We start from the raw sequence: 24321 nt of genomic DNA on the forward strand, positions 1-24321 counted from the left end.
GTGTAAGGATCCGCGTATTGATGCGACAAAAGGGATAGGCCCGACGGCTCAGGGCACAGGGTGGGTTTACGCCGTGCCGCCGCCCGTGAACCGCTCGTACTCCTTCAGGACGTCCGCCGTGGGGCCGTCCATCCGCAGCTCGCCGCGTTCCAGCCAGAGCACCCGGTCGCAGGTGTCGCGGATCGACTTGTTGTTGTGGCTGACCAGGAAAACCGTGCCCGCGTGCTTGCGCAGCTCGCGGATGCGGGCCTCGGAGCGCTTCTGGAAGGAGCGGTCGCCGGTGGCCAGGGCCTCGTCGATGAGGAGCACGTCGTGGTCCTTGGCGGAGCCGATGGAGAAGCGGAGCCGCGCCGACATGCCCGAGGAGTAGGTGCGCATCGGCAGCGTGATGAAGTCGCCCTTGTCGTTGATCCCGGAGAAGTCGACGATCTCCTGGTAGCGGTCCCTGACCTGCTCGCGGGACATGCCCATCGCCAGGCCGCCGAGGAGGACGTTGCGCTCGCCGGTCAGGTCGTTCATCAGCGCCGCGTTCACGCCGAGCAGCGAGGGCTGGCCGTCGGTGAAGATCCGGCCGCCCTCGACGGGGAGCAGCCCGGCGACGGCCTTGAGCAGGGTCGACTTGCCCGAGCCGTTGGTGCCGATCAGCCCGATGGCCTCGCCCTTGTGCGCGGTGAACGACACGTTCCTGACGGCGTGCACCTTGCGCACGCCGCCGGATTCGCCCTTGCCGCGCTTGAGGATGCGGCCGAGCGCGGCGGTCGCGCTGCCTCGTCCTGCCGTGGCGCCCGCGCCGTGCACGCGGTAGACGATGTCGACCTGGTCGACGATGACGGTGGGGGCGATGTCCTTCTCATGGTCAGCCACGTCCGTACGTCTCCTCTGCCTTCCAGAAGTAGATGAACCCGCCGATCCCGGCGAGCAGCGCCCAGCCCAGGGCCCAGGCCCACACGTGGTGCGGGAGCTGGTCCCGCCGGAAGCTGTCGATCAGCGCGAACCGCATCAGGTCGATGTAGACGGCGGCCGGGTTGGACTCCAGGAGGACCTTGACGGCGTGCGGCAGGTTCTGGTCCTTGAGGACGGCCTCGATGCTCCACATCACGCCGGACACGTACATCCAGGTCCGCAGCACGAACGGCATCAGCTGCGCGATGTCCGGCGTCCTGCTGCCGAGCCGCGCCATGACCAGCGCGAGGCCGGTGTTGAACGTGAACTGCAGCGTGAGGACCGGCACCACCAGGAGCCAGGACGCCGTGGGCGGGACACCGAAGCAGAGCAGGATCACGAGCAGCGCGCACATGGAGAACAGCAGCTGCTGGAGCTGTTGCAGGCAGTACGAGATCGGCAGCGCGGCGCGTGGGAAGTGCAGGGCGCGGACCAGGCCGAGGCTGCCGGAGATCGCGCGCGTCCCCGCCATCACGGACTGCTGGGTGAAGGTGAAGACGAAGACGCCGGTGACGAGGAAGGGGACGTAGTCCTCGACGTCGCGCTTGGTGTTCATCAGGACGCCGAAGATGAAGTAGTAGACCGCCGCGTTCAGGAGCGGCGTCATCACCTGCCAGACCTGGCCGAGCTTGGCCTGGCTGTACTGGGCCGTCAGCTTGGCGGTCGCGAAGGCGGTGATGAAGTGGCGGCGCTGCCACAGCTGCCGGACGTAGGCGGGCAGGGTGGGGCGGGCGCCGCTGACGGTCAGGCCGTACCGGGCGGCGAGCTCGGCGGCGGAGGGGGCCGGCGCCGCGGGGCCGCCGGCAGGCGTGGGGGTCGCCGGGGCGGGCGACGTGGGAGGCGGTGTGTCGAGGGCCTGGCTCACATCCGCTGCTTTCGCTAGGGGAAGCGGGGACGCGTACGGCGGGAACGTCAGTTTACGTCGGGACGGACCCGTATCGTCGCAACGCCGAGAGTAGGGCGCGTCACGTCGGGACGCAACCGTATCGTCGTCACGCTTTATGCTGTGCGTATGACGACGAGCAGGCCAGCAGGTGAACAGCCGCGCCGCAGGGCCCCCGCCGGAGCCGCCGTGCTCCGCGAGGACGTGACCGAGGCCATCCGGTCCGCCGTCTTCGAAGAGCTCGCCTCCGTGGGATACGCGCGCATGTCGATCGAGGGCATCGCCCGCCGCGCGGGCGTCGGCAAGACCGCCGTCTACCGCCGCTGGCGGTCCAAGCTGCACCTGGTGCTCGACCTGGTCTCAGCGATAGCGGTGCAGGGTCTGCCGGCGCCGGACACCGGCTCCCTGGAGGGGGACCTGCGCCTCCTCTACGAGGTGACCTCGCGCGCCCTGCGCCACCCCGTCGCCTCCCAGGTCGTCCCCGATCTGCAGGCCGAGGCCGCGCGGAACCCCGAGATCGCCCAGGCGCTGCAGAAGGCGCTGCGCGAGGGGCAGTACGGCGTCGCGAGCGGCATCGTGCGGGCCGCTGTGGAGCGGGGCGAGATGCGGGAGGGAGCCGACGAGGACCTGGCCCTCGACCTCGTCTCCGGGCCGCTCTACTGGCGGTCCGTAGTGGTGCGGGCGGAGCTTCCCAAGGGGTACGTGGGGAGGCTCGCGGCGGCTACGGCGGCGGGTCTGCGGGCGCTGTGAGTGCGTTGAGTGCGGTGAGTGCGGCTTTCGGGTCGCCGGTCTCCGCTCCGCCGCCCGCCGGAACCGTGGCTAGACGACACCCGCGCGACGCTTCCGCTTCTTGACGGCCAGCGTGATGCCTGCCGCCAGGGCTATCAGTCCCGTCGGCACGCTGATGAGGGCCTGCTGGAGGCTGTCTGGGATGAAGATGCTGGCGATGTTCACGGTGAGCGCGACGAGGAGGACGAGCCAGAGGGTGGCGGTCTTCATACGAGGTCTTCCTTTGGGCGGGCGTCGAGTTGATCTACGGGTCGGTTGGTAAGTCTGCCTGGCTTGGGCGGATGGGGCTTGGGCGGGGAGACGTTGGTGGGCCGGGGGCGTTGATGGTTGCCGGGGCCGCCCGGTTTTTTGCGGAGTGTGGCGGTTCCGGGCCGGGAGTAAAGGGCGCTCCGCTGCGCTGCGCGTCGGCTGCGCCGATTCCGCTTCGCTCCACCCTTGACTCCCGTCCCTCCACCGCACGTTGACTTTGACCCGGACGGCCAGGGGTGGGGCGGCGGGCTGGCCTGGGAGGGTCATCACCTTTCGCTGCCGGGTGCGGTCCGGTCCATCGTGGGCGGGTGCCACGGTTTGCGCCTCGGCCAGCCGCGCGGCCTCGCCGCTCGGGCCACCCCCCTTCATCGCCGGGTGCGGACCGGCCCATCGTGGGTGGGTGCCCCGGTCGCGGCTCGGCCAGCCGTACGGCCTCGCTGCTCGGGTCATCACCTTTCGCTGCCGGGTGCGGATCGGTCCATCGTGGGCGGGTGCCACGGTCGGTGCGCGCCGGCAGGCACCCGGACCGGACCACGGACCCTTCACTCGGGGGGGCATGGGTCATCAACTTTTTGAAAGTTGCGAAGGGACCTGCCGCGCGCCCCCCGTTATGGCGGATGCGCCGTGCGCCGTGCGCGGCCGCAAGGCACTGGCACCCCGGGCTCCGGGTCATCAACTTTTCCAAAGTTGCGAAGGGGTGTGTCGCGCGCCCCCCGTCATGCTCCATGCGCCGCCAGTTGTGCGAGCCCGATCGCCCAACACCTCGTGGTGGGCGGGGGCGCGCGGGGCGTGACCTGGGGGGCGCACGGCGACCCCCTTCGCAACTTTCAAAAAGTTGATACCCGGTCCCCCCCCCGGAGATGTGACTCGATGAGCCGAGCGGCTGACCGAGCCGCAACGGTGACGGCCACCGACGATGGGCCGGACCGCACCCGGCAGCGAGAGCCGATGACCCGAGCAGCGAGGCCGTAGGGCTGGCCGAGCCGCGACCGTGGCACCCGCCCACGATGGGCCGGTCCGCACCCGGCGATGAAGGGGGATGGCCCGAGCGGCGTGGCCGGGCGGCTGGCCGAGGCGCGAACCGTGACGTCTGCCCACGATGGGCCGGTCCGCACCCGGCAGTGAAAGGGGATGACCCTCCTAGGCCAGCCCGCCGCCCCACCCCTGGCCGTCCGGGTCAAAGGTCAACGTGCGGTGGAGGGACGGGAGTCAAGGGTGGAGCGGAGCGGAATCGGCGCAGCCGACGCGACCGCAGGGAGCGCCCTTTACTGCCGGCCCGGAACCGCCACACTCCGCACAACACCGGGCGGCCCCGGTGACCGTCAACGTCCCCGGCCCACCGAAGTCCCCGCCGACGCCCCCGCCCCCGGATGCAACCGCACCCACCCCGCCCAAGCCGACGCAACCATGCCGCGCACATCATGCTTGGCGGACCAGCCGAGTTCCTCGGCGACACGCGTCGCGGATGCCACCACGCGGGCGGGGTCGCCGGGGCGGCGGGCCGTGACCTCGGCGGGGGTGGTGTAGCCCGTGACGTCGTTGATCAGGTCCGTCATCTCGCGGACCGAAACGCCCTCGCCGCGCCCGATGTTGAGGGTGAGGTCCGTGCCGGGAGCGGCGGACGCCAGTTTGCGGGCCGTGGCCACGTGGGCCTCGGCGATGTCGACCACGTGGATGTAGTCGCGTACGCACGTGCCGTCGGGGGTGGGGTAGTCCGCGCCGAAGATGAGCGGGGCCGCGCCGTCGGTGAGCTTCTCGAAGACCATCGGGACGAGGTTGAAGACGCCGGTGTCGGCGAGCTCGGGGGCGGCCGCTCCCGCCACGTTGAAGTAGCGCAGGGACGCCGTCGACAGGCCGTGGGCGCGCCCCGCCGCGCGGACCAGCCACTCGCCGGCCAGCTTCGTCTCGCCGTACGGGCTCATCGGCAGGCACGGCGTCTCCTCGGTGACGAGGTCGACGTCGGGCATGCCGTACACGGACGCGGAGGAGGAGAAGACGATGTGGGCGACGCCCGTCGCGACCGCCGCGTCCAGGAGGGTGCGCAGGCCTTCCACGTTCTCGCGGTAGTAGTGCAGCGGGCGCTCCACGGACTCGCCGACCTGCTTCTTGCCCGCCAGGTGCACGACGCCGGTGACCGCGTGCTCCTCGAAGGTGCGCGTGAGCAGGTCGCCGTCGAGGACCGAGCCGACCACCAGCGGCACCCCGGCGGGGACGCGCCCGGCGATGCCGGTGGACAGGTCGTCGTAGACCACGGCCCGCTCGCCCGCCTCCGTCATGGCGCGGACGACGTGCGCTCCGATGTATCCGGCGCCGCCGGTGATCAGCCAGGTCATGGTCGGCTTGTCCTGTCTTGTCGCGAGGGTGATGCGTGGAGGTGCAGTGTCGCAGAGGCGGTGTCGGGGGCGCGTCAGCGGCCTGCCGTGCCCCGGACGGAGCGCAGCAGGCGGGTCAGGCGCCGCTTCGCGACCCCGGCCACGCCCCGCACACCGGGGGCGAGCCGCACCGAGAGGTTCCCCGCCTGCGTGGCGTACGGCTGGACGAGCAGCACGCCGCGCCGCCTGCTGGGCACCACCGTGCGACGCAGCAGCCCCGGCCCGGCGACGGCGTTGGCGGTCGTGTCGCGGGTCGTGCCGTCCTCGAAGTGGAGCCGCAGTCGGACGTCCCACACGCCGTCGTCCAGCGACCCGAGGTCGAGCAGGACGGTGGCGAGCCACGTCTCCCCGGGCTTCTCGGTACGGAACGCGGCCGTCCGGCGCAGTCCGGGCAGGTGGCCCTGGCGGTGGACGAGTTCGACGTCGACGGTGGCCGGGCCCGCGTCCGCGACGCGCCCGTACAGTTCGCGCAGCCGCAGCGTGAGCCGCGTCCCGCCCGCGGCCGGGCGCAGCGCACCGTCGACCGCGATGGGCAGCAGCCGCACGGGCCGTACGAGCAGGTGCTCCAGGGTGACCTGGGGGAGGTCCTCGGCCCAGATGGGCGTGGCGTCGGCCGCGCGCGCGTAGGGCGGCGCGAGGCGCGCGGGGCGGGCGGCCACCTGCTTGAGGCGGGTCAGGTCGCGCGGCGCGTCGGCGGCGAGCAGGACGCGGGCGATGACGCGTCCTGGCGCGGGCGCCGCTTCGAGGTCGGCGTCGTCGAACGTCGCCAGGTACGCGCGCGTCAGGGCCCACCACTGGCGCTGGTACTCCGTGCCGCGCGCGGTGAGTTCCCGCGTGTACATGCGCAGGCCGTGGTCGAGAAACTTGGCGCGGGCCGCCCGTGCGAGCCGCTTGCCGCCGGTGCCGTGCGCGTCCCGCAGGATCTCCACGGACTGGCGGTGCGCCTCCATGCGGGCCTGCCAGTTGGCGATGCCCGCGCGGTCCAGGGAGATCGACAGTTTGGCGGCGGCGCGGCGCACGTGCCACACGTAGACGGTGTCGGGGACGAGCGCGATGCGCGGCGCGGCGGCCAGCATGCGGGCGGTGAAGACGAAGTCCTCGTAGATGAAGCGGCCTTCGGGAAAGCGGACGCCGTGCTCGCGCAGGAAGGCCGTGCGGTAGAGCTTGTTGACGCAGAGCGTGTCGTGGACGAGGCGGGTGCGCAGCTCCGGGCGGGCGACGAGACGTGCCTTCGCGTAGAGCTCGGGCTGCCAGGGCACCTCGCGCCCCGAGGGCAGCTCGCGGCGCACGCACAGGCCCGCGGCGACCTCCGCGCCGTGCCGGTGTGCGGCGCCGAGCAGGGCGGCGGTCGCGCCGGGCGGCAGCACGTCGTCGCTGTCGAGGAACATCACGTACGGCGCCGCGGCCGCGTCGATCCCGTCGTTGCGCGGGGTGCCGCAGCCGCCGCTGTTGGCCGTGCGGCGGATCACCCGCAGGCGGGGGTCGGCGTCGGCGAGCCGGGCCAGGATGTCGGCACTGCCGTCGGTCGAGCAGTCGTCGACGGCGATCACCTCGCGGACCGCGGGCCCCTGGGAGAGCGCGGAGCGCACGGCGTCGGCGACGTGGGCCGCGTCGTTGTAGCCGATCACGACGACGGAGACCTGGTCGGCGCGGGAGGCCTGATTCTGGGCGGGCGGTTGAGGCAGGGTGCGTTCCACAGAGGAAATTTTAGAGGCTTCTGGTAATTATCCGATTAAGGGGGCTATGCCGGGCGGGGCATACCGCGGCAGGAGGCATCACATCCGGCATCAGTCATCGGGTGCCCCGGCTGCCCCTCCCGTAACCCGGGCGAGCACTTCCCCGGTGTGCCGGCTCCAGTCCACGACCACCGCCTCTGGCGGGGCCTTCTGGCCGGGCGTGAGCAGCAGCCACCGCACGTCGTAGCGGCGGACGATCGCGGCGCGCTCGGCACGGGTGGAGCCGGGGTCGAGGTAGGCGCGCACGGCCGCCAGGCGGTGGGCCCGCACGTTCTCGTCGAGCGAGGCGTCCGGCCAGGCGGGCGCGACGAGGTTGGCGCCGTAGCCGGGCACGGAGCGGGTGGGGCGGTAGCCGTTCGTCAGGACGACGTCGCCCTTGCGCAGGTGGCCGACGGCCCACCCGTAGCCGGGCCAGCGCGGCGGCTGGTCGAAGCCGATGGGGTCAAGGGCGCGCGGCACGACGGCGCCCGCCTGGATCTGGAAGAACCCGACGCAGGCGCCGAGCGCGGCGGCCCCGGCGAGCGCGCCGCGGCGCCATCCCCAGGGGCGGGGCGCCGCGAGCTCGATGGCCAGGGCGAACTGCGGGGGCACGAGGGTCAGGCCGAGGATGCGGCCGTAGGTGTAGTGGCCGCTGACCCAGCCGTACGCGACGACCGCGCACTCCAGGGCGAACATCAGGACCAGCGGGTCCCTGCGGTCCCTGCGCAGGCGCAGCCACAGGGCGGGCAGGCCGAGCAGCGCGAGCCAGAAGCGCTGGGGCATCTCGGTGTAGAGCTGGCGGTGGATCCAGTCGACGGACTCGTCCCCGACGAGGGAGAACACGCTGTAGTACGGCCAGAGCGCCGCAACCACCGCCGCGCTGACGGCCGTTGCCACCCAGGGCCACACCGTGCGGCCCGACGCGGCGAACGCGACGACGCCGATGACCGCCGCCACCGAGGAGATGGGATGGATGAGCAGGATCAGCCCGCACAGGGCGCCGAGCCCCGCGTACGGCCACCAGCCGGGCCGCGCGTCACGGGCCAGCGCCCCCGCCCACGCCCAGGCCCAGAACGCCAGGCCGATCGCGAACGTCGACGGGTAGCCGAGGTTCCCCGTCATCGACATCAGGCCCAGATAGCCGCTCCACCACGCCATCCGGGTGCCCCACAGCAGCACCATCGCGGCCAGCGCGAGCACGGGGGCCCAGGGACGGGGTGTGAGGACGCGGACGAAGCGGCGGATGCCGGTGAGCAGGACCAGCAGGTTCAGCGGGCCCGAGAGCTTCACGACCTCCCAGCCCGCCGCGCCCGTCACCTTGGCGAACAGGCCCTGCGCCACGGCGTACGGCGAGTAGTACGGGCTGCCGTGGCCCGGAAGGCGTGCCATCGGGTGGGCGGGGTGGAGGAGGTTCTCCTTCAGGCGTTCGACGACGGCCGCGTGCTGGCCGAAGTCGCAGCACATCGGGACCCGCCAGAACGCCAGCGACATCACCAGCCAGAAGAGCCCGCCGAACACGAGGTAGGGGGTGGGACGGCGGCGGGCGCCACCGCCGAGCGCCGTCGCGCCGTGGCAGATCCGCCGGGTGAGCAGCGCGCCGCTCACCGCATGAGCCTCTCCGCGACCCGGGCCGCGGCCCGCCCGTCGTCCAGATCGCAGTAGGACTCGCGGAACGCCGCGTACGCCTCCGCGTGCCGTGCCGTGATCGCGTCCAGGTCGCGCAGCGCCTCGACGACCTCGCCCGTGGAGGCGAGCAGCGGGCCGGGCGCGTGTGTCTCGAAGTCGAGGTAGAAGCCGCGCACCGTGTCGCGGTAGTGCTCCAGGTCGTAGGCGTGGAAGAGCATCGGGCGCCCGGTGTGCGCGAAGTCGAACATCAGCGCGGAGTAGTCCGTCACCAGGACGTCGGCGAGGAGCAGGAGTTCGGCCGCCCGCGGGTGCGCGGACACGTCGCGCACGAAGGGGGCGCGGGCGCCCGGCAGCCGGCCCGCCGCCAGCGGGTGCTTGCGCACCAGCAGGACGTGGTCGTCGCCGAGCACGGACTCGGCCGCGCGGAAGTCGAGGGCGGGCTCGTAGCGGAACCGGCCGGGGGAGTACGCGAGATGGTCCCGGTACGTCGGCGCGTACAGCACGATCCGTTTGTCCGGCGCGATGCCGAGTTCGCGGCGGACCCGGTCGGCGACCTTCTGGCGGTCCTCGGCGAACAGCACGTCGTTGCGCGGCGAACCGGCCTCGAGGACCTCGCCGTCGTAGGCGAGGGCGCGCCCCAGGTGGGGGGTGGAGAAGCGGTTGGGCGAGACGAGCACGTCCCACTGGCGGGAGAGCCGGGGCAGGGCGTCGAGGTGGCCGTGGTCGGCGTAGAGGGTGTCGGTCAGGTCGGTGCCGATCCGTTTGAGCGGGGCGCCGTGCCATGTCTGGACGACGGTCTGGCCCGCGCGGCGCTCGAAGAAGTCCGGCAGGTGGCCCGCGGTGACGATGCGGCGGCAGCGGGCCAGCGCGTCGTACCAGGCGGCGCTGTGCTCCTCGACGCCCCGCGCGCCGGCCGGGACGCGGGTCTGCTGGTCGTGCGTGACCCACAGGTGCTCGCCGCCGGCGCCCCGCCGCAGCAGCTCCTCGTGGACGGCGCGCGGCGAGTCGCCGTCGAAGTAGAGGACGGCGTCGGTCAGGGGCAGCTCGCGGCGGGCCGGGTAGTGGACGGTGCGCAGCTTGTGCCGCCGGTACGCGCCCCGCTCGGAGCGGGGGAGCACCGACCCCGCCACGACGAGCAGCCGGTCGCCGAACCGCCGGTCCAGGGTGAACTCCCGCCCCTGGACGGTCCGGTGGAGGGGCAGCGTGGCGGACGCGGAGGCGAGCAGCCGTACGGGCATGCCGTCCTCGGTGCGCTCGCCCGCGCCGTCGGCGGACGAGGCGGCCTCCCGCAGGAACGCGTACCAGCGGCCCTCCCGCAGCGCCCCGCCGCCCGGCGCGAGCACCGCGCGGAACCGGCCGTCCTCCTGAGTGGCGGGCGCGGTCAGCTCCTCGTCGCGGCCGCTGTGCCGGAGGACCAGTTCGGGCTCGGTCCAGCTGGCCGCCGCCATCGGCCCCGCCACGGTCAGCGTGCCGTCCGCGCCCCACGCGACGTGGTCGGCCATCGGCTGCCGGGTCAGCTCGACGACGAGGCCGCCCCGGTCGTTGGCGGTGGCGCACAGCTCCCGGCCGGCGCGTGAGGCGTACCGGCCGGGCGGCAGGTCGAGGGTGGCGGCCAGGGACTTCAGCGTGCCGTCGGGCAGGACGAGGTTGGCCTGCCAGCGGTCGCCGTGCGGCGGCTCGACCTCCTTGGGCGCGAGGTGCGGCGTGGGCGCCACGCCCTCCAGGTCGCCCAGGCGCACGCGGACCTCGAAGCGGTCCCCGGCGACCCGCACCGGATAGTCGAAGTCCGTCCCGGTGTGCGCGTGGGTGAGGCGGAGCAGCGTGGGGCGTGCGCGCCCCGGCAGGGAGCCGGCGAGGACCACGTCGTCCCCGTCGAGCCGGTGGGCGTCCACGCGCGCGGCGTACTCCTGGACGCGCAGCACGAGCCGGCCCTTGCTGAACCCGAGGACGAGCCGAAGCCCGTCGCCGAGTTCCCGGACCACGGACTGCGAGGACGCGCCCTCCGCGGCGCGCACGGCGGCCCGCCGTACCGTGCCGTGACCCGCGACGACCACGCCGAGCAGCCAGTTCCCGGGGCGCCAGCGGCCGCCGGTCTTCAGCTGTTCGGGGTCGACGGTCATCTCGAAGCCGGACAGGTCGTAGCAGTGCAGCCGCTGCCGCGACTGCTCGGTGGCCTCGGGCGCGGCGACCGTCCGCGTCGGCACGCGGCGGATCCGGCGTCTGCTGTGGGCCGACTTGAGCAGGCCCGCCTTGACGGAGTGGCCGGGCCGGGTCGCCGCCAGGTTGCGCACGTACGCGTATCCGCTGATGCGCAGCTTTCCTTCGGCGTCCCACCGGGTCTCGCCCACCCGCGCCACGACGGGCAGGTCGTCCCGCCCGACGCGCGCCAGCTTCTCGGGGACGGGTCCGACGCCGGGGTACGCGGCGCGGCGCCGCACCTTGCCGCGCACGTGGAAGGCGGTGCCGTTGGTCCGCTCGAAGGTGAGCAGTTCGATGAGTTCGGCGGTGCGCGCGGCGCGGACGAGCTCCCATTTGACGCGCAGGTCGACGGGGAGTCCCGCGAGCACGTCCGGGTCGGCGCGGCGCAGGAACGCGGCGGTGTCCGCCGTGAACGCGGCGCGGTACTCGGGGCCGCCCATCGGCAGCCCTTCGAGGAAGTACACGAAGTCGTCGCGCAGGCAGGAGGCGTCGTACGTCTTCTTCATCTCCGGCGCGTGCTCGGCGAGGAAGGCGCTGACGTGCGCGCAGGCCGCGATGCGGTCGCGCACTCCCTTGACGTCGGTGCGCCGCCGGGTGATGGAGCCCTCGCGGACCCGCCAGTAGTAGACGTGGTCGCTGAGCACGTCCACGGACCCGGCGAGGAAGTGCGCCGGGATCATGACGGGGGTGTCCTCGTAGAGCTTCCCCTCGGGGAAGGTGAAGCGGTGCCGGTCCCAGAAGGAGCGCCGGAACACCTTGTTCCAGGCCACGCGGTCGGAGAGCAGGTCGAGGTCGCGGGCGATATGGGTGCGGGCGCGCGGCTCGGTCAGCCACTTGTACTGCCAGGCCTGGGAGCGGCCGCGCTCGGTGAGCCGCCAGACGTTGCCGCTCGCGAAGTCCGAGCCGGTCTCGTCCAGGCTCGCGATCATCCGCTCGTAGGCGTCGTGCGGGACGACGTCGTCACTGTCGACGAAGGTCAGGAACTCGGCGGTGGGGGAGGCCTTGCGCACCCCGGTGTTGCGGGCGGCGCTCAGTCCGGCGTTGCGCTGGCGGACGTAGACGAAGCGGGGGTCCTTGGCGGCGAACTCGCGGGCGATGAGGGGGCTGCCGTCCGTCGAGCCGTCGTCGACGAGGATGCACTCCAGACCGCCGCGCCCCTGCGGCCCGCCCAGCAGGCCGGGCCCGTCCACGGTCTGCCCGGCGATCGACTCCAGGCACTCCTCCAGGAACTCCTCGACGTTGTAGATGGGTACGACGACGCTGAGACGGGGCTGCACAGGGACCGGCCTTTCGTGGGGATAAGGGCATATTCATCCCCCTTGCCCGCTCGCGGCTCCCCCCGGTCATACTCCGCGCCGCCGACCACCCCAACGAGTGACGATCGGTCTTCGACAGGCGGTGTCCCGCTGGCTACGGTCGGTGTCCATGTCGCGCTTCTCGGTCGTCGTCCCCGTCCACCGCGTCCAGGGATACCTGCGCGCCTGCCTGGACTCGGTGCTCACCCAGTCCTTCGGCGACCTCGAACTGATCGTCGTCGACGACGCGTCGCCCGACGCCGGTGCCGCGATCGCCGCGGAGTACGCGGAGCGCGACCCGCGCACGCACGTCCTCCGCCTCGCCGAAGGGGCCGGTCCCGGCCCGGCCCGCACGCTCGGGGCCGAGCACGCCACCGGTGACCACCTGCTCTTCCTCGACGGCGACGACCTGCTCCTGCCGGGCGCGCTGGAGGCCGCCGACGCCGCCCTCTCGGCGGCGGGCGAGCCGGACGTCCTGCTCTGCGCGCACGACCGCGTCGACTGGTGGGAGAACGTCCGCCCCGGCGGCGACGACCTTTCGGGCGACCCTCTGGCCGTCACCCCGGCCGCCTGGAACCGCTTCTTCCGGCGCGGCTTCTGGCAGGAACAGCGGCTCGCCTTCCCCGCCGGGGCCTACGAGGACGTCGTGCCGGTGCACACCGCGACGCTGCGCGCGGGCGAGCGCCTCGCCGTCCTCGACCGGCCGTGCGTGCGCTGGCGCGAGCGGCGCGCCGGGAGTTTCTCCAAGACCCCGGGGCGGGCCCACTTCGCCCTCGTCGAGCGGTACGGGCAGCTGCTCGCCGCCGCCGGGCCCGAGGAGCGCGCCCGCCTCCTGCCGCACGCCGCCGCTCACCTGCTCGCCGTCCTGGAGGACCCGGGCCGGATCGAGGAGGCCGACCGGCGCGACTTCTTCCACGCGGCCTCCCACACCTACCGCACCCACGACCAGGGCGGGACGGAGCCGCGCACGGCCGCGGGCAAGGCGCTCGCCGCCGCCTCGTACGCCGCGTACGACCGGCTGCGGAAGGCCGAGTCGCGGCGCCTGCGCGTCACCCGGCAGCTGAAGCGGCAGAAGAAGAAGCTGCGGGCCCGCGCCATGCGCGCCGCCTACCGCGGCGACCTGCGCCGCTCCCTCGACCCGCACCTCGCCGTCTACGGCGCCTACTGGAACCGCGGCGTCTCCTGCAACCCGGCGGCCATCCACGCCAAGGCCCGCGAACTCGCCCCGCACATCCGTGGCGTGTGGGTGGTCTCAAGCCGCAACAAGCACCAGGTGCCGCCGGGCGTCGAGTACGTCATCGAGGGCTCCCGGCGCTACTGGCAGACGATGGCCACGGCCACCTACCTCGTCAACAACTCCAGCTTCCCCGGCGGCTTCACCAAGCGCCCCGGCCAGGTCTACCTCCAGACCCACCACGGCACCCCGCTGAAGACGATGGGCCTCGACCAGCGCCGTTACCCGGCGGGCACGCACGGCATCAGCTTCCAGAAGGTCCTCGACCACACCGACCAGTGGGACTTCAGCCTCTCCTCGAACCCGCACTCCACCGAGGTCTGGGAGCGCGTCTACCCGTCCGGGGCCTACCGGGCCCTGGAGGCGGGATATCCGCGCAACGACGTGTACTTCACGGCCGGCGGCGATGAAGTGGCGCGGGTCCGCGCCCAGTTGGGGATCGGCGAAGAGCGGACCGTCCTCCTGTACGCGCCCACCCACCGCGACTACCAGAAGGGCTTCCTGCCCCGCCTCGACCTGCGGCGCTTCGCGCAGCGGCTCGGCCCCTCGTACGTCGTGCTCGTGCGCGCCCACTACTTCTACGGCGCCGACGCGGGCCTGGAGAGCCACCCGCAGCTCGTCGACGTCACCGGGCACGGGAGCGTGGAGGAGCTGTGCCTGGCCGCCGACGCGCTCGTCACGGACTACTCGTCGCTGATGTTCGACTACGCCTGCCTGGACCGTCCGATCGTCACCTACGCCCCCGACTGGCAGGCCTACCGGCTCGCCCGCGGCACCTACTTCGACCTGCTCTCCGGCCACCCCGGCGAGACCCCCGGAGCCGTGGCCACCACCGAGGACGAGCTCGCCGGACTGTTCCGGCTCGGCGGCTGGGATACCCCGGAGACGACGGAGCTGCGGGCGGCGTTCCGGGCGCGCTTCTGCCCCTACGACGACGGGAAGGCCGCCGAACGCGTGGTCCGGCGGCTCTTCCTGAGCGGCTCTTCCTGAGCGAAACTCAGGCCTCGGAACGCAGCTCGTAGGGCGAGCGCACCGGGAAGTACGCCGTCAGGAACGACCGGATGGCGAGCGCCATCTCCTCGTCCGTCACGCCCCCGTCGGGGGACTCCCCGATGCAGAACGCGGTCCTGTCGCGGTTCTGCAGCAGCCGCCCGAGCCGCGCGTGGTCGGCGCGGTCGCCGATGTCCACGAAGTCGTACGCGATGGAGCCGGGCACGGCCCGTCCCGTGAGGTACGCGTAGTGCTGGTGCAGCGACGAGACGAGCGCGATGTCGCTCCGGGAGCGGAAGCGGCTGCGGGCCGTGGCCGCCAGCTGCTCGGGGAAGCGTTCGGTGATCTCCCGCAGGACGCTGCGGCGCAGCGCGTACGGGACGTGGAAGAAGCTGTGCGTCGTCGTCCTGCCGAACTCCCGGCGCAGCAGCTCGCGGTTGTTCTTCGCCGCCGCCAGGTACCCCTCGTCGTCCGGCGCGACCGGCAGCGCGGGCACGGACGCCGACGACCAGAAGAAGCGGGCGAGGCCGTTGCTGAGGAAGAAGGTCTCCGGGGTGGTGGGGCGGCCGAGGAACATGTCGTCGTTGAAGTAGAGGAAATGCTCCGACAGGCCCTCGACGCGGTGCAGCTGGGACTCGATGGAGTGTGAGTTGAAGGTCGGCAGGCACGCGTCGGGTTCGGCGAAGAGGTCGCGGTGGTCGACGACCGTGATGCCCGGGTGCTCCCGGTCGAGCCAGGGCGGGGTCTGGCCCGCCGTGACCAGGTACACGTGCCGGATCCACGGCGCGTACATCGCCAGGGAGCGCAGGGAGAAGCGGAGCTCGTCGCGGTTGCGGAAGCGCACCGCCCCGTTGTCGGCCGACGTGTCGCCGCCGCCGCGCGTCTCGTCGCGGGCGGCGCGCCACTCGGGGTCGGAGTCGTCGACCCACGTGTAGACCGCGTCGATGGGGAAGTCGACGTCCTTGACCAGGAGTTCGGTGAAGACGTCGAGGGTCGGGTACGTGCGGCCGGCCACCCGCAGGGACGCCGTCGGGGTGAGCGAGGGCAGCTCCGCGCCCGCCAGCGTCGAGCCGAACGGGGCGCGGCGGGTGCCCTCGGGCGTGCGCGGCCAGAACGCCACCGTGCAGGCGAGGCCCGCGCCGTGCCGCAGCGACAGCGTGGTCGTGGTGACCGGCTTGAAGAGCTTGACGCCCGCCAGCTCCCCGATGCCGTCGAGGCGCTCGGCGAGCACGGTGCCGGGCGGCGCGTCGCGCGGGTTGACCAGTTCGGCGTAGACGGGCTGTCCGCGCAGCGAGGCGGCGAGCGCTTTCAGGGCGCGGTCGCGGTCGTCGGCGGCCACGGCCAGGGTGTGGGCGGTGGCCCCGGAGGTGCGGACGACGACATAGGGGACGTCCTGCGCCTGAAGGGCGGACGCGGTGAGCTCCAGGTTCCAGTCGGCCATGCGCGGGGCGAGGACGTCGTCGCGCCGCTCGGCGAGCCGGCCCACCGAGCGGATCACGCGGCCGGTGGTGTCGGCGGCGAGGATCTCGTCCTCGCGGGCGTGCTCGTCCGCGCCCGCCGCGGCGTCGAAGGTGTGCGGGGCGGTGGGCCGGAAGCCGCTGCCGCCGGACGCGACGCCGAGCGCCACCCGGTCCGCGCGCCCGCGCAGCCGCTCCGGCCGCTCGCGCCCCGCGACGAGCCGGGTGTACAGCTCCTCCCAGCGCGCGGTGACGTCCCCCGAGGAGAACCGGGCGTACACGCCCTCGCGAGCGGCCCGCGCACAGCCGCGCCGCATCGCCGCGTCGCCCATCAACTCGTCCATGGCGCGCGCGAGTTCGTCCACCTCACCGGGCGGTACGAGCAGCCCGTCGACCCGGTGGCGCACGATCTCGGCGGGGCCCGTGAGGACGTCGTACGCGACGACGGGCACCCCGGCGGCGAGCGCTTCGAGAAGGACCAGCGGGAACGCCTCGTTGTGGCCCGCCGTCATCAGGCTCAGCCCGGCCTTGGCCCACTCGGCGGCCATGTCCTGGCAGGGCCCGAGCAGCTCGACCCGGTCGTGCAGGCCGAACCCGTCGACGAGGCGGCGCAGGTGCCGCTCGCGGTGGCCGCTGCCGAAGATCCGCAGCGTCCACTCCGGGTGCGCGCCGGCCACCTGCGCGAAGGCCCGGACGGCGTGGTCGACGCGCTTCTCGCCGGTCAGCCGCGCCGCCATGACGATGACCTTGCTCTCGCCGTCCGCGCGCGGCCGGAAGCCGTCGGGCACGGCGTTCGGGACGACGGCGAGCTCGGGGGCGGTGGCGCCGAGGGACTCCGCGATCCAGTCGCGGGTCCGCCCGGTCAGCGTGACGAGCGCGTCCAGGCGCGGCGCGTGCAGGAGCAGCGGTTCGCCGGACGGGCCGCGCCGCTGGGTGGGGCGGTGCTCCTGGTGGACGGTGACGACCCGCGCGGGCACCAGCGCCACGGCGGCGGCGAGGAGCGCGGGCGTCGTGGTGACAAGGACGTCGGTGTCGAGGGTGCCGAGCGCGGCCGTCATCTCGATGTCCGAGAGCCGGTCGAACGCGTCCTCCCAGGCCGGTTTGATCAGCTCGCTGGGCAGCGCGGCGAGGGTGCGGCACGCGGCGTCGTCCAACTCGCTGTCCCGCACCGGACGTTCGGGCGTCACGGTGCGGTCCACGAGATGCCGTACGGGCAGCTCGCGCGCCTCGGCGAAGAACGGTTCGGCGCGGGTCCTGAAGACGGAGACGACCTCGACCTCGATGCCCGGACGCGCGGCGAGGTGCCGCGCCTGGGTGTACGTGGCGAGCTCCGTGCCGCCCATCTCGTCGCCCCACCCGAGCAGGTACGTGATCTTCATGAGCTCTCCTCCGTGACGGCGGTGATGTCCCAGCACGTGACCGCGAAGGCGCCGGACGCGGTGAAGTGGGCGTGCGCCCGGACCAGTGCGCCGCCGGGCAGCGCGAAGACGCGGAAGGGGGTCGGGTAGGCCGCCGAGGGGTCCCGCACGTCGGACAGCCACCGCCCGAGGGGGTGCGGGCCGAGCCGGAAGTCCCACACCCACTGCCCGGTCCCCGCCCCGGCCATCTCGCCGAGCGGCACCCGAAGCGTGAACGCCTCGCGCTGCCACGCCACTTCGGCCGGTACGACGACGCCGTCCCGCCGCCGCACGGCTTCGGCCCGGCCTGCCGGGGACCCCGCGACGAGCCGCCCGTGCACGGTGATGCCGTCCCCGGACGGCACGAACCGCACCACTTCCGCCCGCGGCCGCGACCGCGTCGCCTGCAGCACGGCCCGCCCGGACCGGCTCCGCACCACCCGGACCAGAGTCCCCGTCAGCGGGTCGGGGGCGTGCGGCGCGGTGGGCGTCGCGGGCGGCGGGCCGGACTCGGCGGTCGCCAGACCGTGGCGCCGTACGCGCCCGTCGGCGCCCCGCGTCTCGACGGTGAGCCGCCACACGCCGTCCCGCATGTCGCGCAGGGTGGCCGTCGCGGTGAGGAGCGGGGTGCCGCCGGTGTGCCGCTCGTGGGCGAGGGGGACGGTGAGCCTGCGGTGCCCGCGGGTGATCAGGAGCCGGGCGCGGTGCGCCCCTTCGGGGACGGCTCGCGCGGCGATGGCGAGGTTGAGCGTGCGGCTGTCGCGGAGGGAGAGGTGTACGGGGACCAGGAGCGGCCGGGGCCGTCCGGCCCCGCCGGTGGGCCCGCCGCGCCCCGTCCGCCCCGCCGTGGCCCGCTCCAGCCGGAACCGCGTGCTCCGCGCGGCGGCGAGCACCCGCCGGACGAGGGGAGGCGGCCCGGGGAGGCGGGAGGACGTGAACCCGATGCGCTGCATCTGTCCACTTTGACCGCTTCTGCCCCGGACCTCTCGCGCAGCTACGCCATTCTCGCGGCGGGCCGGGGGCGCGTCGGCGGAGTGAGCGGTACGGATCACAGGTGCGAGACGTGCTGGAGGCCCGAGTACGGCACCTGGTCGGGCCGTGGGCCGCCCCCGGGCACCGGGTGCCGCTCCTGAAGGGGCACCGCGGACGGCAGCCCGCCCGGCTCGCCCAGCACCACATGGCGTACGACGCGCTCCGCCGCGCGCCCGTCGTCGTACGCGCAGAACCGCTCCCGGAACGCCCGTCGCAGCTGCGCCGAGCGCGGTCCCGCCCAGTGTCCGGTGGTGAAGATGTAGGTGAGCTCGTCCTGACTGTAGGCGAGGACGCCCGGCGGGAAGTCCCGCACGTCGAAGTAGGTGCCGCGGGCCGCCTCGTAGGCCTCCCAGTCGTCGATGTGCAGCACGACGGGCCGGTCGAGGTTGGCGTAGTCGAACATCAGCGACGAGTAGTCCGTGACCAGCGTGTCGGAGGCCAGGCAGAGGGACTCCACGCTCGGGTGGTCCGAGACGTCGATGATCCGGCCCGACGGCTCCCCGGTGGTCATCGGCGCGTCGTAGGAGCGGTGCGCGCGGGTCAGGATCACGAAGCGCGGGCCCAGCGCGCGCAGCAGCCGGGGCAGGTCGAGGCTGTGGCGCTGGCCGCGGGCGTAGTCGCGGTGGGTCGGCGCGTACAGCACGGCGATCGCGCCGTGCGGGATGCCGAGGCTCGCCCGCAGCCGGGCGACGTCGGCCGAAGTCGCCTGCTGGAAGCGGTCGTTGCGCGGACAGCCGTATTCGAGGGTCGTATACGAGGCGGGGAACGCCCGCTCCCACACCAGCGTCGAGTGGCGGTTGGCCGACAGGACGTAGTCCCATTTGTCGGCGTTGCGCAGCAGGGTGTCGAAGTCCGTGCCGCGCGCCGCCGCCGGATGCTCCTGGAGGTCCAGGCCCATGCGCTTGAGGGGTGTGCCGTGCTGGGTCTGGACGAAGACCTGGCCGGGGCGCTTGACCAGCCTGCGGTCGAAATTGACGTTGTTCACCAGGTACTTGGAGCGGGCGAGGGCCGTCCAGTACGCGGCCGTGCCGGGCCGCAGCCTGCGCGTCGCCGTCGGGATCGTGTGGTGGTGGCGCGGCTCGGCGATCCACGCCGTGCGCACCCCCGGCACGAGCTCGCGCATCGCGGCTTCGATGGCGCCGGGGCTGCAGGCGTGGCCGCGCCCCCAGTACGAGGAGAAGACGGCGTGGTCCTCGCGCACCGGAAGCCGCAGCTGAACGCGGTAGTGCAGCTGGAGCAGGGCGCCCTTGACGCGGCGGCGGGCGAGGGCCGCGTACCGCCCGGTGCGCTCCCGCAGGCGCGCCGCCGCCCACCGGACCCGGTAGATCCGGTGCGCGCCGAGGCGTGCGAGGGCGTACCGCCGCCGGGTGCGGGCCGGAAGGCGGGTGCCCGGCACGCGATGGCGCCGGTAGTGGGAGCGGGCCCTGCGCAGGAACTCGGGGCGCGAGCCGCGCGGCAGCCGGTCCCGCTCGGTGAAGATCTCCGTGAGCCGGTCGGCCGTGAGCCGGAACACCGGCGGTCGCCAGGCCGTGGCGAGCTCCGGACGCGCGTCGAGGAACGCGAAGACCCGGTCGTACTGGTCGAAGACGTCGAAGTGGCCGCGGCGCATGGTGGGCGAGGCGGTGCCCCGGCGGCGTCGGCGGTGGTGCACGCAGACCCGGTCGAGGGTGGCGAGACCGCCCGCCGCCATCAGGACCGGGTACGTCCAGGGGATGTCCTCGTAGGACCCGGGCGGGAAGGCGAAGCCCTCGCGCTCGACGAAGTCGCGGCGGTGCGCCTTGTTCCAGGCGGCCGGCGGGACCTCCGCGAGGAGGCCCGGCCGGTCGGCGAGGCGGAAGGGGGCGGCGCCGTCCTCGGTGAGGTGGTCCGCGCCCCGGCCGCGGACGGTCTCGCCCGACCAGGAGGTCCTGGCGTGGCCGTAGACCAGGACGTCCGGCTCGCCGGTCTCCTTGAGGCGGTCGGAGATCGCGTGCAGGGAGCCGGGGGTCAGGGTGTCGTCGCCGTCCAGGAAGAGCAGGTAGTCGCCGGTGGCGCGCTCCATGCCGGCGTTGCGGGCCCGGCCGGGGCCGACGTTCTCCCGGAGGCGGACGCCCGTCACGCGTGCGTCACGGGCGGCGAACTCGTCGGTGATCGCGCCGCAGGCGTCCGGCGAGCAGTCGTCGACCACGATCAGCTCGAAGTCGGTGAAGGACTGCTCCAGCACGGACTCCAGGCAGGCGTGCAGATACGCCTGCACCTCGTACACGGGAACGATCACACTGAACCGGGGCACGGCACATCCATGGGTCGGCGCGGGCATACTGCCCGAAACGCCCGAAGGGGCCCGCGAGTTACGCCGGATGCCCCATACGGGGGAGGGGGCCGCCCCGGCCGGGCCGCCCCCTCTTCCGGCTCACGTGCCTACTTCACCGCGCCCGCCATCACGCCGGACACGAACTGCCGCTGGAACGCGAAGAAGACGGCCAGCGGGATCACCATCGAGATGAAGGCGCCGGGCGCCAGGATCTGCACGTTGTCGCCGAAGAACCGCACCTGCTGCTGGAGCGCCACCGTGATCGGCGGGTTCTGCGAGTCGGCGAAGATCAGGGCGATCAGCATGTCGTTCCAGACCCACAGGAACTGGAAGATGCCGAGCGAGGCGATCGCGGGCGCCCCCAGCGGCAGCACGACACGCGCGAACAGCCGCAGTTCGCCCGCCCCGTCGAGCCGGGCGGCCTCCAGGAGCTCGCGCGGGATCTCCGCGAAGAAGTTCCGCAGGAGGAAGATCGCGAACGGCAGGCCGAAGGCCACATGGAAGAGGATCACGCCGATCGTGGTCTCGAAGATCCCGATCTCTCCGAAGAGCTTGGAGATCGGCACCAGCGCCACCTGCACCGGGACGACGAGCAGCCCGACGACGCCGATGAACCACCAGTCGCGGCCCGGGAACTCCATCCACGCGAAGGCGTACCCGGCGAGCGCCCCGATGATCACGACGAGCAGCGTCGCCGGGACGGTGATCATGACGCTGGACAGGAGCGAGTCGGTGATCGTCTCGTCCTTCAGCAGGCTGGAGTAGTTGTCCAGCGTCATCTGCGAGGGCGCGCTGAACACCTTCCACCAGCCGCTCTCGCTCATGTCGGCGGGCGTCCGCAGCGAGCCGACGAGCAGCCCGATCGTCGGCACCAGCCAGAACAGGCCGACCAGCACCAGGAACACGCGCAGTGCGGTGCCGCCCAGGGCCGAGGCGATCCGCCCGCCCACGGACTGCCGGGCCTTGACGATCTCCGTCTGGGTCGTCATCGCTGCGCCTCCCGCCTCATCCGCCGAATATTGAGGAGCATCACCGGAATCACGAGGAGGAAGAGAAGCACGGCGATCGCGCTCGCCACGCCGGAGTCCCGGTCACCGAACGCCGAGTTGTACAGCTGCACCGCCAGGACGTTCGCCTCGTCCTTGGAGGAGCCCGGCGGGATCACGAAGACCAGGTCGAAGATCTTCAGTACGTTGATCATGAGCGTGACGAGGACCACCGCGAGGACCGGGGCGAGCAGCGGCACCGTCACACGACGGAACACCTGCCACTCGTTGGCGCCGTCCACGCGGGCCGCCTCCAGGAGCTCCCGCGGCACGCTCGCGAGCCCCGCCGCGATCAGGACCATCGCGAACCCCGCCCACATCCACAGGTAGGAACCGATGATCGCGGGCGTGATCAGGGTCGGGCCGAGCCAGTCGACACCGTTGTACGCCTCGCGGAAGTTCGACTCGGGCAAGCGCAGCAGGGCCCCGTCGGCCTCCTCGGGCAGCGCGAAGGTGCCGTCCGCGGCCGCCTCGGTGGACGCCACCACCTCGCCGTTGCGCACGGCCTCGATCTTGATGCCCGAGTAGCCGAACTCGGAGGTGTCGGGGGCGTTGGCCCTGCCCCGGCCCTTGCCCCGGGTGAAGTCCTGCCAGGCCGTGCCGGTGACCCGGCCCGGTTCGGCCCGCGCGGGCTCGGCGGACTTCGCGCCGTCCGGCATCTGCTCCGGCGCCACCCCCGTCAGCGGCAGCGCCACCGGGCTGCCCGCCCGCACCGGCTCCTTGGTGACGAAGGCACCGCCGCCCGCCGACTTCAGCGGCGAGTTCAGGCCGGGATGCGCCTGCGGGAACGCCGACGACTCGGCGAACGTGTCGTGCACGCTCACCGCGACCGCGTTGGCCACGCCCCGGTCGGGATCGGACTCGTACACGAGCCGGAAGATGATGCCCGCGGCGAGCATCGAGATCGCCATCGGCATGAAGATGACGAGCTTGAACGCCGTGCCCCAGCGCACCCGTTCGGTCAGCACGGCGAAGATCAGGCCGAGCGCGGTCGCGACGGTGGGCGCCACGACCAGCCAGATCGCGTTGTTCTTGATCGCGGTCCGGATGCCGTCGTCCTTGAAGAGCGTCTCGTAGTTGTCGAACGCCGTGAAGTCGCCCGACTTGTCGAAGAAGCTGCGGAACAACGAGTACCCGATGGGGTAGAGGACGAGTGCGCCGAGCAGCACCAGGGCGGGCAGCAGGAACAGCACCGCCACGGTCTTGCGGGTGCCGGTCACACTCTTGCGCGAGGCCGGGGCCGGGGGCGTCACCGGCTTCGGCGCGCCCCCGGCGTTCGCGGACGACATCGCGTCAGTCCTTGTAGGCCTTGGCGGCGGCTGTCTCCAGGGCCTTCTGCGTGCCCGCGACGTCCTTCGGGTTCTTCAGGAAGTCCTGCAGCGCCTTCCACTCGCCCTTGCCCGGCGTGCCGCCGAAGGACTGCGGGGCCTGGTCGGACATGTCGAAGCGGATGTCGTCACCGGCCGCCACCAGCGCCTTGGCGATGTTGCGCTGCACCTCGTTCGGGTACGCCGACATGGCCAGGTTCTTGTTCGGCGAGATGAAACCGCCCGCCTCGGCCCAGATCTTCGCCGAGTCCGGCGAGCCAAGGAACGTCAGGAGCGCCTGCGCGCCCTTGCTGTCCTTCAGCGCGACCGCGGCGTCACCGCCGACCACGGCGGGCGACTCGGCGCCGACCGCGGGGAAGGGGAACACCTTGGCGTCCGTGCCCACCTTGGCCTTGGTCTCCGAGATCGCGAGGGAGACCATGTCACCCTCGAAGACCATGCCCGCCTTGGGCTGGTCGCCGCCCCGGAACGTCTGCTTCACGGACGCGGGGAACTCGGTCTGCAGCGCGCTGCTCGCGCCGCCCGCCACGAACCCCTTCTTGCCGAACAGCCCACCGAGCGTGGTCAGCGCCTTCTTGACGGACGGATCCGTCCACTTGATCTTGTGCGCGGCCAGCTGGTCGTACTTCTCCGGGCCCGCCTGCGAGAGGTAGACGTTCTCGAACCAGTCGGTGAGCGTCCACGCCTCGGCGCCCGCCACGGACACCGGCGGCACCCCGGAGTCGTAGACGGTCTGCGCGGTCTTCATGAAGTCGTCCCAGGTCTTGGGCGCGCTCACGCCCGCGTTCTCGAAGACCCGCGTGTTGTACCAGACGAGGGACTTGTTGGCGGCCTTGAAGTACACGCCGTACTGCTTGCCGTCGACGGCCCCGAGCTCCTGCCAGCCCTTGGCGTAGTTCTTGTCGAGCTGCTTCTGCGCCTCGGGGCCGACCGGCTTGGCCCACTTGTTCGCCACCGCCTGCTCGATCGCGCCGACCTGCGGCAGCATCGCGACGTCCGGCGGCTGCCCGCCCGCGACCTTCGACTCCAGGAAACTGATGATCGGGTCCTGGGCGGGCACGAAGGAGACCTTGGCGCCCGTCCTCTTCTCGAACTCGTCGAGAACCTTCAGGAACACCTTGCGCTCCGAGCCGCCCCAGACGGCGGACACGGAGATGTTCTCCCCGTCCAGCTGGGGCAGTTGGAGCGCGCTCCCCTTGTCCTTCCCGCCGCCGCCCTTGTCCGCGTCGTCGTTGTCGTCGTCCCCGCCGCACGCGGTGACGGTGAACGCGAGCGCGCCCGCGACGACGGCGGAGGCGATCCTGGCGGTGGTACGCCGATGTAGCGGTGCCCTGCGTGTACGAAGAGTGCTGCGCATCACTGCCCCGTTCTCTTCCCTGGTCCCTGGCGAGTCCCGTGCGGTCTGGTCTACGCCTGCTCGGGGAGGGGCGGCAAGATGGCCTGCGGTGTCAACTCGCTTATCGTGATGGCGTTG

At 72.8% G+C, this 24321-nt stretch carries 15 protein-coding genes; 2 read left to right on the forward strand and 13 right to left on the reverse strand.

Going from position 1 to position 24321, the window contains the following annotated elements:
- Positions 1 to 66: 66 nt before the first annotated feature.
- Both ACFVYL_RS05625 and ACFVYL_RS05630 read right to left on the reverse strand, forming a co-directional pair.
- Positions 67 to 864: an ABC transporter ATP-binding protein gene (locus tag ACFVYL_RS05625; protein WP_389713085.1), complete on the reverse strand. Its 798-nt coding sequence runs from the start codon at positions 862 to 864 to the stop codon at positions 67 to 69.
- Positions 857 to 1807 carry an ABC transporter permease gene (locus ACFVYL_RS05630; protein WP_389713087.1) on the reverse strand — a complete coding sequence of 317 codons (951 nt, stop codon included), beginning with the start codon at positions 1805 to 1807 and terminating at the stop codon, positions 857 to 859. Before ACFVYL_RS05630 ends, ACFVYL_RS05625 begins: the two co-directional genes overlap by 8 nt.
- A gap of 147 nt (positions 1808 to 1954) precedes the next feature.
- Here ACFVYL_RS05630 and ACFVYL_RS05635 point away from each other — a divergent pair, with 147 nt between their 5' ends.
- Positions 1955 to 2575: a TetR/AcrR family transcriptional regulator gene (locus ACFVYL_RS05635; protein ID WP_389713088.1), complete on the forward strand. Its 621-nt coding sequence runs from the start codon at positions 1955 to 1957 to the stop codon at positions 2573 to 2575.
- Positions 2576 to 2644: 69 nt separating this feature from the next.
- On the opposite strand, the gene ACFVYL_RS05640 is transcribed toward ACFVYL_RS05635, so the two are convergent.
- The 5 genes from ACFVYL_RS05640 to ACFVYL_RS05660 all read right to left on the reverse strand — a co-directional run bounded on the left by ACFVYL_RS05640 (position 2645) and on the right by ACFVYL_RS05660 (position 12052).
- On the reverse strand, positions 2645 to 2824 hold the full coding sequence (locus ACFVYL_RS05640) for a hypothetical protein (RefSeq protein ID WP_389713090.1): 180 nt from the start codon (positions 2822 to 2824) through the stop codon (positions 2645 to 2647).
- Positions 2825 to 4185: 1361 nt separating this feature from the next.
- Positions 4186 to 5196 carry a UDP-glucose 4-epimerase GalE gene (gene galE / locus ACFVYL_RS05645; protein WP_389713091.1) on the reverse strand — a complete coding sequence of 337 codons (1011 nt, stop codon included), beginning with the start codon at positions 5194 to 5196 and terminating at the stop codon, positions 4186 to 4188.
- Positions 5197 to 5270: 74 nt separating this feature from the next.
- Complete coding sequence (locus ACFVYL_RS05650; RefSeq protein WP_389713093.1) at positions 5271 to 6932, reverse strand: glycosyltransferase; 1662 nt, start codon at positions 6930 to 6932, stop codon at positions 5271 to 5273.
- Between the two features lie 90 nt (positions 6933 to 7022).
- A complete protein-coding gene (locus ACFVYL_RS05655) occupies positions 7023 to 8555 on the reverse strand; it encodes a hypothetical protein (RefSeq protein ID WP_389713094.1) in 1533 nt (510 codons plus the stop codon).
- A complete protein-coding gene (locus ACFVYL_RS05660; RefSeq protein WP_389713095.1) occupies positions 8552 to 12052 on the reverse strand; it encodes a CDP-glycerol glycerophosphotransferase family protein in 3501 nt (1166 codons plus the stop codon). Before ACFVYL_RS05660 ends, ACFVYL_RS05655 begins: the two co-directional genes overlap by 4 nt.
- 148 nt (positions 12053 to 12200) lie before the next feature.
- Between ACFVYL_RS05660 and ACFVYL_RS05665 the strand changes: the two genes are divergently transcribed.
- Positions 12201 to 14294 carry a CDP-glycerol glycerophosphotransferase family protein gene (locus tag ACFVYL_RS05665; RefSeq protein ID WP_389713096.1) on the forward strand — a complete coding sequence of 698 codons (2094 nt, stop codon included), beginning with the start codon at positions 12201 to 12203 and terminating at the stop codon, positions 14292 to 14294.
- Between the two features lie 7 nt (positions 14295 to 14301).
- Here ACFVYL_RS05665 and ACFVYL_RS05670 read toward each other — a convergent pair whose 3' ends face one another.
- From ACFVYL_RS05670 to ACFVYL_RS05695, 6 genes are all read right to left on the reverse strand, one after another.
- A complete protein-coding gene (locus tag ACFVYL_RS05670; RefSeq protein ID WP_389713097.1) occupies positions 14302 to 17130 on the reverse strand; it encodes a stealth conserved region 3 domain-containing protein in 2829 nt (942 codons plus the stop codon).
- On the reverse strand, positions 17127 to 18101 hold the full coding sequence (locus ACFVYL_RS05675; protein ID WP_389713098.1) for a hypothetical protein: 975 nt from the start codon (positions 18099 to 18101) through the stop codon (positions 17127 to 17129). The genes ACFVYL_RS05670 and ACFVYL_RS05675 overlap by 4 nt, the downstream gene beginning before the upstream one ends.
- Before the next feature lie 95 nt (positions 18102 to 18196).
- Complete coding sequence (locus tag ACFVYL_RS05680; protein ID WP_389713099.1) at positions 18197 to 20452, reverse strand: CDP-glycerol glycerophosphotransferase family protein; 2256 nt, start codon at positions 20450 to 20452, stop codon at positions 18197 to 18199.
- Positions 20453 to 20580: 128 nt separating this feature from the next.
- Complete coding sequence (locus ACFVYL_RS05685) at positions 20581 to 21462, reverse strand: carbohydrate ABC transporter permease (RefSeq protein WP_389713100.1); 882 nt, start codon at positions 21460 to 21462, stop codon at positions 20581 to 20583.
- Positions 21459 to 22808, reverse strand: a complete 1350-nt coding sequence (locus ACFVYL_RS05690; protein ID WP_389713102.1) for a carbohydrate ABC transporter permease — start codon at positions 22806 to 22808, stop codon at positions 21459 to 21461. Before ACFVYL_RS05690 ends, ACFVYL_RS05685 begins: the two co-directional genes overlap by 4 nt.
- 4 nt (positions 22809 to 22812) lie before the next feature.
- Entirely contained in the window at positions 22813 to 24204 is a 1392-nt protein-coding gene (locus ACFVYL_RS05695) for an ABC transporter substrate-binding protein (protein WP_389713104.1), read from the reverse strand.
- Between the last annotated feature and the right edge of the window lie 117 nt (positions 24205 to 24321).

It is taken from the genome of Streptomyces sp. NPDC058308 (assembly GCF_042880275.1).
In the GTDB taxonomy this organism is placed as follows: domain Bacteria; phylum Actinomycetota; class Actinomycetes; order Streptomycetales; family Streptomycetaceae; genus Streptomyces.

Excerpts from the sequence above, each read along its gene's own strand:
- ACFVYL_RS05640 (WP_389713090.1), bottom strand. The coding sequence starts at position 2,824 with ATGAAGACCGCCACCCTCTGGCTCGTCCTCCTCGTCGCGCTCACCGTG.
- ACFVYL_RS05665 (WP_389713096.1), top strand. The coding sequence starts at position 12,201 with ATGTCGCGCTTCTCGGTCGTCGTCCCCGTCCACCGCGTCCAGGGATAC.
- ACFVYL_RS05695 (WP_389713104.1), bottom strand. The coding sequence starts at position 24,204 with ATGCGCAGCACTCTTCGTACACGCAGGGCACCGCTACATCGGCGTACC.
- ACFVYL_RS05685 (WP_389713100.1), bottom strand. The coding sequence starts at position 21,462 with ATGACGACCCAGACGGAGATCGTCAAGGCCCGGCAGTCCGTGGGCGGG.
- galE (WP_389713091.1), bottom strand. The coding sequence starts at position 5,196 with ATGACCTGGCTGATCACCGGCGGCGCCGGATACATCGGAGCGCACGTC.
- ACFVYL_RS05670 (WP_389713097.1), bottom strand. The coding sequence starts at position 17,130 with ATGAAGATCACGTACCTGCTCGGGTGGGGCGACGAGATGGGCGGCACG.
- ACFVYL_RS05690 (WP_389713102.1), bottom strand. The coding sequence starts at position 22,808 with ATGTCGTCCGCGAACGCCGGGGGCGCGCCGAAGCCGGTGACGCCCCCG.
- ACFVYL_RS05635 (WP_389713088.1), top strand. The coding sequence starts at position 1,955 with ATGACGACGAGCAGGCCAGCAGGTGAACAGCCGCGCCGCAGGGCCCCC.
- ACFVYL_RS05675 (WP_389713098.1), bottom strand. The coding sequence starts at position 18,101 with ATGCAGCGCATCGGGTTCACGTCCTCCCGCCTCCCCGGGCCGCCTCCC.